We start from the raw sequence: 9,599 nt of genomic DNA, 5'->3' as shown, positions 1-9,599 counted from the left end.
CGCAGCGCTCGGCCGCACGCGTAGCCGGCCCAGCCGGCAGCGCTGCGACTCTGTCGACCGCGTACTTGCGGGGTGAGCGCGCACCGTTGGAGGCGGCCGGGCTCGACCTCGATGAGCTTCGCGCCCTTGATGATCCGCTCGAGGTGCGCCGGCGCATCGTCGAGGCCGCGTTCGAGTCGGAACCTGACAGTACAATCGCCGATGGCGAGGCGCGACTGATCGTCGCAGACCTCGTGACGTGGACGCTGGAGACTCCGCGGGATCCGGCGCAGATCGTGCGCCACACGGTCGAGTTGATGATCGCTCGTTCCATCCTGACGGAGGTCGGCGACCGGATTCGACAAGAACCGAGGGCTGCGCTTCGGCGTTCCGCAGAGGATGAGATCCGACTCGCCGCGAAGGCATGGGCGATGCGATTCGATGTCGCCGCGGTGACTCTGGATGGCCCGTCCATTAGCGCGGCGGTCCAAACAGGCGTGACGGATCTTCTTGCTATCTATGGGGATGAGTCATGACGAGCATCGCTCTGTGTCTGTCCCGGGAGGATGCTGCCAAGAGCGGGGCGGACGAGGTGTTTTTGTGGGATGGCACGCCGGGCGATTCCTTCAATACGGGGTTACGACCGGACCTGCGCCAGCTCGGGACAGTTCCTTCGATCAATGCCGACTTCGTTCGTGTGGCCCTCACCGTCTATGTCGCAGACCATTCGGTGAGACGTGAACGGGGTGGATCGAACTGGAATCAGCGCGACCTAGTCTTGACCGTGCCGGTGATCCACGCGGAGAAGTGGCAGGCCGTCGCGGCGGAGTTGGAACGCACGCTCGCGTTCCTCACCGGCGACCGGTGGACTCTGCAGTTCGCCCGACTCGCCGCCTCCGAGACGAGTGGTGTGCTGGTGCCCGACACGGCCGCTCGGACGGTTCTGGTCAGCGGCGGCGCGGACTCCGCATCCGGCGCGCTGGTGTCCGCGGCATCGCTCCGGTCCGGGGAAGGGCAGCGGCTTGTCTCCCACTCAAGCTCGGGTGCGGGAGCGAGCGCCCCGCAGCAGCGTGTCGCCGCCGCCCTGGAGGCGCTGTTCAGCGGGACGACCATCCACCATTACCAGGTGCATTTGCAACGCAGAACACATCGCCTCAACGGCACACGATTTCGACGGGAACCGTCGAGCCGCTCGCGATCGTTGCTGTTCCTCGCGCTCGGGCTGGCAGTGGCAAGCCAGAGTGGCCGCGGCCTGTGGATCGCCGAGAACGGCTTCGCCTCCATCAACCCCCCACTTGGCCCAGAGCGGGTGGGAGCATTGTCGACCCGCACGACGCAGCCTTGGTTCCTCTGGCGCGTGGGCTCACTGTTGACAGATCTGGGCGGGTACGGCGAAATTGAGAATCCCTTCCAAGCCTTGACGAAGGGCGATGAGTACCGACGCGTCGTCGAGCTGGTCGGCGCGGATCGTGCCGCGGCATTCCTCAGCGCAACGAACTCCTGCTCGCACAGCGACCAGCAGTACTTGGGTCAGGTCGCCAGTGGTTCGCACTGCGGAAAGTGCTTCGGCTGTGTCCTTCGTCGCGCCGCGTTTGCCGCGGCAGATCTTTCCGATGCCACCCCGTACCTCGCCGACCGCGGAGGACGCTTCGCGAAGTATGCGGAGCAGCGGTCGATCGAAAACGCGGTCCGAGACTTCGTCGATGCGGGCGTGGACGAGAGCTTCCTCATGACAACCCCACTGCCCCCAGCCCTCACCGTCGCCGACGCGCGGACCCTATACGCACGGGGCTTGGCCGAGTTGGAAAACTATCTGGGATGAGACGCCTACCTCCCCTGGACACGCACGCGCACGTCGCGTTGGACATCGCGCCGTTCGAGCTTGAAAAGCTGGGCGCGGTTGTCCTGATCGCTACCCGGTCACTCGACGAATACGCGCAAGTGGAGTCGCGTTCGGATCGCGCCAGCGTATGGGGGGTGGGGTGTCACCCGGGTCTCGTCGGCGCCGATCGTGGATTCGATCCGGATCGCTTTGCGACCATGCTCCAGTCGACCTCATATGTTGCGGAGGTGGGACTCGATGGCGCGTCCCGCGTTCCACGCGACACCCAGCGGGCGACGTTCGAACGCATCGTTAAGGCGGTCGAGACCTCCCCTCGGATCGCTTCAATTCATAGCTACCGGGCGACCAGCGCTGTACTTGAGGTGTTGCGTGCATCTCACCTGCGTGCGGGGGCCGTTCTGCACTGGTGGTTGGGCACGCCTGAAGAGACTCGGGAGGCTGTCGCGTTGGGCTGCTACTTCTCGGTCAACTATTCGATGACCCGCTCGCCCGACGTGCTCCGAGCTATCCCGCGAGAACGTCTACTTGTCGAGACCGATCATCCCAGCGGTGATCGTTTCTCCCAAAGCCCACGCCGACCAGGCCGGGTGGAACCGGTCGAGGCCGGGATAGCGCGGGCGCTCGGCCTCGCGCCCGCGGTTGTCCGTACTGTCGTCTGGTCGAACTTCGCCGCGCTGGTCGACGACACAGGAGTCGATTCCCTGCTCCCCGCCGCGCTTCGACAAATGATCCAGTCCGCGAGGTGAGACGCGTGGTTCCGCGCGCAGACGGTCGGGCGGGCCTAGCCCGTAGGTGACCGTCGCCGTCAGGACGCGGAACGCTCCTCGGCCGTGCTCTGCTCCTCCACGTACTGGCTCGCCGCATTCCACCAGGGATTCCCGCGGACCCGGTACAGGATGGTCCGCTCTCCGGGCACGCGCTCGACGAACTCGATGAAGTTCGCTCGGCGGAGCTTCTGGATCAGTGGGTGCACGATGCCAGGGGAGAGCCGCGTGGCGTCGGTGATCGTCTTCGATGAGAACTTCTCGCCGCGTAGCCCGGCGATCTCGACCATGACGCTGTACATGTAGCTGTTGCCGAAGACGAGCCGGGATTCCTCCGGCGCGATGGGCTCCAACATGGTCATGTCCTTGAGTGTCGCACACGCGGCCGACGTGGGCTTCAGGCCGGCCTGTGGGCGTTGATTTTGTGGTCCCTATATTTGTATCCCTGACGGTGACTTGTTATCTATGTGACGTCCACTACAGTGAATGTCACATTCACTAGTATTCGTGACTCGCATATACCGAATTAACCCGTGATAGCAAGAGCGAGATCCTGAATCGTATTTCGCGAATCTATGGCGGCAGCGTGCATTCTCCCGGACCGATTCGACCCTCACGCTGGCTTCATGACGGAGCGCGAGCAACTCGGGACGCGGGGCGGAGCGTTCCCGGCGGATGTCGGGCTGATGGTTCGCAAAGCGGGTGGCGAGGTGGACGTTGTTCCGCTGCAGTCAGCTCGATTGAGCGTCTTCGACGCCGCCGTCCCGTGGCGTGATTTCCGCTGGTACCGGGGGCAGCGGCATTTCTCGGGCAGCTACTGGTCGGCAACCATGCAATCGCATGTCGGATACGAGTCGCGGCTCGAGTACGCGAACCTGCTGTTGGCCGACTTCGACCCTCGCGTCGACTGGATCCTGTCTCAGCCGTTCCTCCTCGAGGGGGAGGACAAGGGCACACGCCGTCGCCACATTCCCGACTATCTGATCGTCCACGCGGACCAAACCGTCTGCGTGGTGGATGTGAAGCCCGCCGCGAAGCTCACCATCCCGAAGGTGCGTGACTCGCTGAGCTGGTCGCGGCGCGTGATCGAACCCCACGGGTGGGAGTACCGCGTCCAATCCGAGCCGGATGAGGTGTTGCTACGCAACGTCGAGTTCCTTGCCGGCTACCGCCGACCCTTCCAGTTCGCCGACGGCGACGTCACCGGCGCGCTCGGCGAGCTGAGATCGCCCATGGCGTTCGGCGAGGCGGTGCGCGCGATTCCGGCCGTCGCCGGCGGGCTTCTCGCAGCACGCGCGCTTGTCCTGCACCTGCTGTGGGCTCGCCGGCTGAGCACCGACCTGACTCGACTTCTGAGCGCCACGAGCATCGTGACGCGGGCCTGAGATACCACCCCCTCAACACCTGAAGGAGATAGCGATGAGCAGCACGTGGACCCTGAAACCCGGCGTGGACATCGTCTACGACGGCGATGCCTGCACCGTTGCGGAGATCTGCGAGGGCGCGGTCATCGTCCGTACCCGAACTGGGCAGGTTCGGCGCCTGCGGATGATCGACCTCCTGCGCCCCCGCGCTGAGGGAGGTACGACACGCATCCCCGGAAACAGTCGCGATGAGGACGCGGCTCCACTGGGTGTCGTCTGGGCCGATGCCAGCGACGCGGCCCGCGCGGTGTCCGCCGAGCGCGCTGATCATGTGCGAGAGGTCCTCACCGGCTACCGGTCGGGGGCGGCCGAGATCGCACGTGAGGGCGAACCGAAGCTCGCCTACCATCCGGAGCGTCGCATCGAGGAGCGGATCGCGGCGAAGGCGCTCGAGCTCGGTAAGGGTCGCCGGACCGTCGCGAGGTGGGTGGCGCGGTATAAGGATGCCGGCGAGATCGGACTGATCGATCACCGCAAGGCGCAGCCGGGCAATCTGCTCGTCAACTTCGACGACCGCTGGGTCACGGCGGCACGTGAGGTCATCGATGAGCAGACGCCGGAGTCGAAGGTCGCGAAAAGCATCATCATCGCGAGAGTCAACGCCCGAGCCGACCGCACCCACGGGCCAGGTATCGTCGCCGCCCCTTCTCGAAGCGCCGCATACAAGATCCTCGACGAGCTCTCCCGTGGCCGCGCGACCTTCTCCGGGAGCACCAAGCGCAAGCGCTCCAACGCGAACCGGCCGCCCGCTCCGTACGGACGCCTGCACGCCACCGCGCCCGGCCAATACGTTCTCCTCGATACGACGCCGCTCAACGTCTTCGCCGTGGCCCCGGTGACGGGCAAGTGGGTCGCCGCAGACCTCACGGTCGCGATCGACCTCTACTCCCGCTGCATTCTCGGCATGCGGCTGACGCCCGGCTCAACGAAATCCATCGACGTATCCGGCGTGCTCATGGAAGCGTGCCAACCCTTCGACACTCCCGCGGAGTGGGGCACGAGCGCACGATGGCCCTTCCACGGTGTCGCCGGTTCCGTGCTCGTCGACCCGACGCGCATCCGCGTCCCGCGGTTCGTCCGTGCGGGGATCCTGCCCGACACGATCATCGTCGACCACGGCGCACCGTACCTCTCGGAGCACGTGACCAGCGCGTGCGCACGCCTGGGCATATCCATCCAGCCGGCCCGCGTCTACCAGCCCACCGACAAGAGCCCTGTCGAGAGGTTCTTCCGCACCCTCGACACGTTCCTCCAGGAACTCCCTGGCTACAAGGGCGCGGACGTCGGCGGCCGCGGCGACGACGTCGAAGCCGACGCGGTCTACACGGTCCCGCAGCTGGAGCAGATCATCCGCGAATGGGTCGCGACGGTCTACCACCTCCGACCCCACGACTCCCTCGAGGATCCCCGCCTCCCCGGCGTCAAGCTCAGCCCCGCCGAGAGATACGACCAGGGGCTCGCCGTTGCCGGGCAACTGCGGATGCCGATCGACCGGAGCGTTCTCCTCGAGCTGCTGCCGGTGGTGAAACGGCAGTTCAATCACTACGGCGTCGAGATCCACAAGCTGCGCTACACCGGAGACTCGGTCGCGAAGTACCGCAACCGCGCCCGGTCGATCCACCGAGACAAGGGCACGGAGTGGCCGTTCGTGGTCAACCCCGACGACTTGACGCAGATCTACTTCCACGACCCCGAGGACGGCACCTGGCACACCCTCGAGTGGGAGCACAAGGGAGCCTTCGACACACCGTTCAGCCTCGACGCGCTGGAGTACGCGAAGAAGATCGCGATCCGCCAGGGTCGCCCCTCTCAGGTCGACGACGTCGCCGCGCAGCTGCTCGAGGACTGGGGCGCGGGACGCGCGCTCACCCCATCGGAGAGGCGGATGAGTTCCCGCATGGCCGCGCAGCTCAACGAGAAGGATCCCGCGGCTGACGGGGTGTGGTCGCTGCGCACCGTGCAGCGGATGCTCGAGGCCGAACTGAACCCCACCACAGATCTCGGACGGGAGCTCACCGGCGAGGTCCGCGACCCACGCAAGCGCGTCGACATTCCCGAAACGGGCGATGACGACGACGAGGACGACATCGACGAGCCCACGATCCGATCCGACTACCACTTCGAGCCGATGGAGATGATCCAATGACCGCCACAGTCCCGGGCGAGCACGACGCGCCTCGCCGGCAGCGGAGCCTGTCGACCTACGAGGGATGGAAGGACTTCGCCGAACGTCCCCCGCGCGATAAGCCCGCGTTGCTAACGACCGAGCAGCTCGGATCGCTCGGCCCGGACGAGTTCGCGCGGTACAACGCGGACCGGCGGGCGTGGCACGCGAACATCCTGCTGCGCACCCGGCAGGTGCACGGGGTGCACCTGCAACTGGGCGACATCCTGGACAGCAACCTGCAGGACTCCGACCGGGTCAAATCCGCCGCCGCCCTCGACGCCCCACCGGCCCTCGGGAAGTCGACGGTGGTCAACACGTTCGGGCGCGACTTCCACCGTCAGCGGATCGCGGAAGTGGGCGAGTACCTCGACGAGGATCGCGACATCCTCCACCTCCCGGTCTGCCACATCACCGTCCCAGGGCGCCTCACGATCAAGGGCCTGCACATGATGATCCTCGGGTTCTACGCCCACCCCGCGACCGCGGGCATCCTGCACCGTTCGATGGCCGGCCGAGATCTGGCGCGGGCGGCCGCGGACTGCATCGAACGGCACGACACCCGCCTCGTGATCATCGACGATCTGCACTTCATCCAGATGCGCACCCGCGACGGTGTCGAGGTCGCGAACCAGCTGAAGTGGCTGTCCAACGAGTACAGCGCCACCTTCCTGTTCGCCGGCGTCGCGCTCCGCGAACGCGGCCTCGTCGGCGAGGGCGCGACCGGGAAGGAAGCGGCGATGGCGCAGACGTTCCGCCGCTGGACCGTGCTCAGCCTCGACCCGTACAGCCTGCGCACCAAGCAGACCCGCCAGGAGTGGGACAGCCTGCTCTGGCACATCGAACAGGCCCTCGTGCTCGCGGACGCGCACGAAGGGATGCTCGTCGACATGTCGCGGTACCTGTTTGCCCGCACCACCGGCAACATCGGCTCGCTCATGGACCTCATCCGCCGCGGCGCGTCCCGCGCCATCCGCACCGGCGCCGAGCGGATCGACCGGAAGCTCCTCGACGACATCCGCATCGACGAGGGAGCAGAAACGGAGCGCACCGAGCTGCAGGCCAAGCACGACCAAGAGGATCGGGCACGCCGTGAGCGGCGCCGACGCCGACTGAAGAGCGACGGCGCCGAAGAGACCGGCGAGGAGGCCGCCTGATGAGCGAGACGGCCGGTGCCGTGCGCGTCCTTCCGTTCCGGGTCCGCCCCTTGCCGGATGAGCCGTTCGACTCCTGGCTGGAGGCCTCGGCGGCCGCGAACCGCGCGACTGTCGCGGAGATGGCGTGCGCGCTCGGCCTGGTGGAGCAGGAGGGCGGCAGGGCGGTGTCAGCGACATCGTGGATGGCCGCGCAGTGGGCGACCGAGCTCACCGATGAGCAGGCGTCCCGGCTGGAGCGGTCGACGGGGATCCCGGCGGCGCAGTTCCAGGAGATGACGCGGATGCGGTTCGCACGCCACGCGATCCGCTACACCCGGCAGGGACGGATCAGCTTCCGCTGCCCCGTCGGCGGGATGGCGGGACGGTACTGCCCCGAATGCCTGGCGGACTCCGGAGGCAGGTGGCGGATGTCGTGGCAGTTCCCATTCACCTTCGCGTGCGTCAGACACCGCCGCATCCTCGCCGACAACTGCCCGGTGTGCCACAAGCCACCGCGTCACACCGGGCACCCGCTCGCCGGGATCCCACATCCCGGGCACTGCCACAATCCCGTCGCCGGTGCCGGGACGGGCCCGATCGCGAGCCGCTGCCGCGGCGACCTCACCGCGCATCCCGAACGCATCGCCGCACCCGACCCGGCGCTCCACGCACAGCGCCGAATGATGCAGATCCTCTCCACCGGCGAGGGCCGGTTCGGGATCTATGCGGACGCCCCGCAACCCGCGATCACCGTCCTCGAAGACATCCGTCTCCTCACCCGCGCCGCAGGAGTTACGCTCTGCGATGGCGGCGACCTCGACATGCCAGAGCTGGAAACGGACCTCCTCGCGGCGGTGCCTCGAGACAAGCATGAGTGGACGTGGGCGGGACCGCCCACAGCGGCCGGCGGCGCGGTCGGTACGACGATCGCGATCGCCGCACTCGAAGACCCCGACCGTGCGGTTCGGCTGCTGGCTGGGCGCCTCGCGGTGAGCACGTCGTACACCGGTCAGACGCCGCAGCTGCAGCGACTGATCGCCGCGTCCCTCGGACGCACCCGACGACCGACGCTGTTCCTACAAGCTGCGCCAGCCTCGGACGTAAACCCGGAAGAGCGGGCACGGAAGGTGCCCGCACAACTCTGGGATGAATGGACGAACGCGCTCACCCCACGCCGCATCAACGGCGACGTCGCCGCCTCCGCGCTGGCCGCGGCCGTCGTGTTCACCGGCACACGGCTGACCCACTCCGCTGCCCTCGCCCTCCTGGACTCGACGGCGCCCATTCGTCAGGTCACTCATGTGATGCGCGAGTTCGGGAGGCCGGGCGCGGAGACGCCCGCCCTCGCGGCGATCCTCAACCTCGCCGCCTACCTCGACAGCCACGAGACACCGATCGACTACGCACGCCGCCGCAGACTCGACTGCACTGAACTCCTTCCCGAAGAGGAATGGCAGCAGCTGTGCGCCCGACTGAATGTCCAACCCGGCTCCGGCGCCCGACACCGCCATGCGCGCGCCCACCTCTACCGGGCCATCACCGGCAACTCGATGCGACGCGCACCGGAAGCATGGGACGCGGCCGGGATATCTCCGCGGACGGTCACGACGTTCACGAAGACGCTGCCGGACACCGTGCGCCGCGAGCTGAACGATATCGGCCGCGCCTTCCTGCTCCGCCGAGGGATCGACGAGCCACTCAGCTGGGGGCCCCCGCTGTCGACGCACATCGAACCCGCCGTCCGCAGCGACCCCGTCGGTGAGTGGGCGACGGCCAGACCCGTCCGTGGCGCACTCGACACACCATCTCGCAGCCGCGAACTCATCGCCCAATACGGTGAGGGCGCGACCACCTATGAGCTCGCACGGCGGACGGGAGTATCGCGGCAGACGGTGTCGCGTGTGCTCGCCGACGGCAACAGCACCCTCCGCCGCGGACGGCCCACCACGTTCGTCATCGACGAGGCTTGGCTGCGCGAGCGGTACGAGAAGGAAGGGATGACGCTGCGACAGATCGCGGCGCTCGTCGGCTGCAGCGCTCCCACGATCGCGCACCGCATCCAAGCGGCAGGCATCACGATGCGACCCGGCCCACACGACCGCACCCCTCACCCACTGGCCGGCCGGTCACGGCTCCTCCAGCGCGCCCTCGTCGGCCGCCACCCCATCGAACGCGCGCGCCGATTCCTCATCGCCACACAGCACGACAACGTGCGCGCCGCCGCGGCGACCATCCGCACGACCCAAAGCTCACTGAGCGCCCAGCTCGCAAGCCTCGGCGCCGACGTCG

Annotated in this window: 8 protein-coding genes; 7 read left to right on the top strand and 1 reads right to left on the bottom strand. The window is 67.3% G+C overall.

The features are described 5' to 3' along the window. Positions 1 to 65 precede the first annotated feature (65 nt). The 3 genes from DSP71_RS18485 to DSP71_RS18475 are packed head-to-tail and all read left to right on the top strand — an operon-like array spanning position 66 to position 2,568. Positions 66 to 515 carry a hypothetical protein gene (locus DSP71_RS18485; RefSeq protein WP_198553655.1) on the top strand — a complete coding sequence of 150 codons (450 nt, stop codon included), beginning with the start codon at positions 66 to 68 and terminating at the stop codon, positions 513 to 515. After that, positions 512 to 1,801 (top strand): 7-cyano-7-deazaguanine synthase, encoded by a 1,290-nt coding sequence (locus DSP71_RS18480; RefSeq protein WP_101305223.1) that lies wholly within the window; start codon positions 512 to 514, stop codon positions 1,799 to 1,801. Before DSP71_RS18485 ends, DSP71_RS18480 begins: the two co-directional genes overlap by 4 nt. Then, entirely contained in the window at positions 1,798 to 2,568 is a 771-nt protein-coding gene (locus tag DSP71_RS18475; protein WP_101305224.1) for a TatD family hydrolase, read from the top strand. Before DSP71_RS18480 ends, DSP71_RS18475 begins: the two co-directional genes overlap by 4 nt. A gap of 59 nt (positions 2,569 to 2,627) precedes the next feature. On the opposite strand, the gene DSP71_RS18470 is transcribed toward DSP71_RS18475, so the two are convergent. Then, on the bottom strand, positions 2,628 to 2,948 hold the full coding sequence (locus DSP71_RS18470) for a hypothetical protein (RefSeq protein WP_113681778.1): 321 nt from the start codon (positions 2,946 to 2,948) through the stop codon (positions 2,628 to 2,630). 264 nt (positions 2,949 to 3,212) lie between these two features. Between DSP71_RS18470 and DSP71_RS18465 the strand changes: the two genes are divergently transcribed. The 4 genes from DSP71_RS18465 to DSP71_RS18450 form a co-directional block, all read left to right on the top strand. Then, a complete protein-coding gene (locus tag DSP71_RS18465) occupies positions 3,213 to 3,971 on the top strand; it encodes a TnsA-like heteromeric transposase endonuclease subunit (RefSeq protein ID WP_198553656.1) in 759 nt (252 codons plus the stop codon). A 34-nt stretch (positions 3,972 to 4,005) separates the two neighbouring features. Further along, a complete protein-coding gene (locus tag DSP71_RS18460) occupies positions 4,006 to 6,156 on the top strand; it encodes a DDE-type integrase/transposase/recombinase (protein WP_101305226.1) in 2,151 nt (716 codons plus the stop codon). Then, positions 6,153 to 7,331, top strand: a complete 1,179-nt coding sequence (locus DSP71_RS18455; RefSeq protein ID WP_101305227.1) for an AAA family ATPase — start codon at positions 6,153 to 6,155, stop codon at positions 7,329 to 7,331. Before DSP71_RS18460 ends, DSP71_RS18455 begins: the two co-directional genes overlap by 4 nt. After that, positions 7,331 to 9,599, top strand: a 2,269-nt coding sequence (locus DSP71_RS18450; RefSeq protein ID WP_147251393.1) for a TniQ family protein, incomplete at its 3' end; no start/stop codon positions are given. The genes DSP71_RS18455 and DSP71_RS18450, both read left to right, overlap by 1 nt.

The sequence above is a fragment of the Microbacterium sp. H6 genome (assembly GCF_003314775.1).
GTDB lineage: Bacteria > Actinomycetota > Actinomycetes > Actinomycetales > Microbacteriaceae > Microbacterium > Microbacterium oxydans.
The sequence above is the reverse complement of the archived record's forward strand: the minus strand, read 5'-3'. Positions and strand labels throughout refer to the sequence as shown.

Excerpts from the sequence above, each read along its gene's own strand:
- DSP71_RS18480 (WP_101305223.1), top strand. The coding sequence starts at position 512 with ATGACGAGCATCGCTCTGTGTCTGTCCCGGGAGGATGCTGCCAAGAGC.
- DSP71_RS18460 (WP_101305226.1), top strand. The coding sequence starts at position 4,006 with ATGAGCAGCACGTGGACCCTGAAACCCGGCGTGGACATCGTCTACGAC.
- DSP71_RS18470 (WP_113681778.1), bottom strand. The coding sequence starts at position 2,948 with ATGACCATGTTGGAGCCCATCGCGCCGGAGGAATCCCGGCTCGTCTTC.
- DSP71_RS18475 (WP_101305224.1), top strand. The coding sequence starts at position 1,798 with ATGAGACGCCTACCTCCCCTGGACACGCACGCGCACGTCGCGTTGGAC.
- DSP71_RS18465 (WP_198553656.1), top strand. The coding sequence starts at position 3,213 with ATGACGGAGCGCGAGCAACTCGGGACGCGGGGCGGAGCGTTCCCGGCG.
- DSP71_RS18455 (WP_101305227.1), top strand. The coding sequence starts at position 6,153 with ATGACCGCCACAGTCCCGGGCGAGCACGACGCGCCTCGCCGGCAGCGG.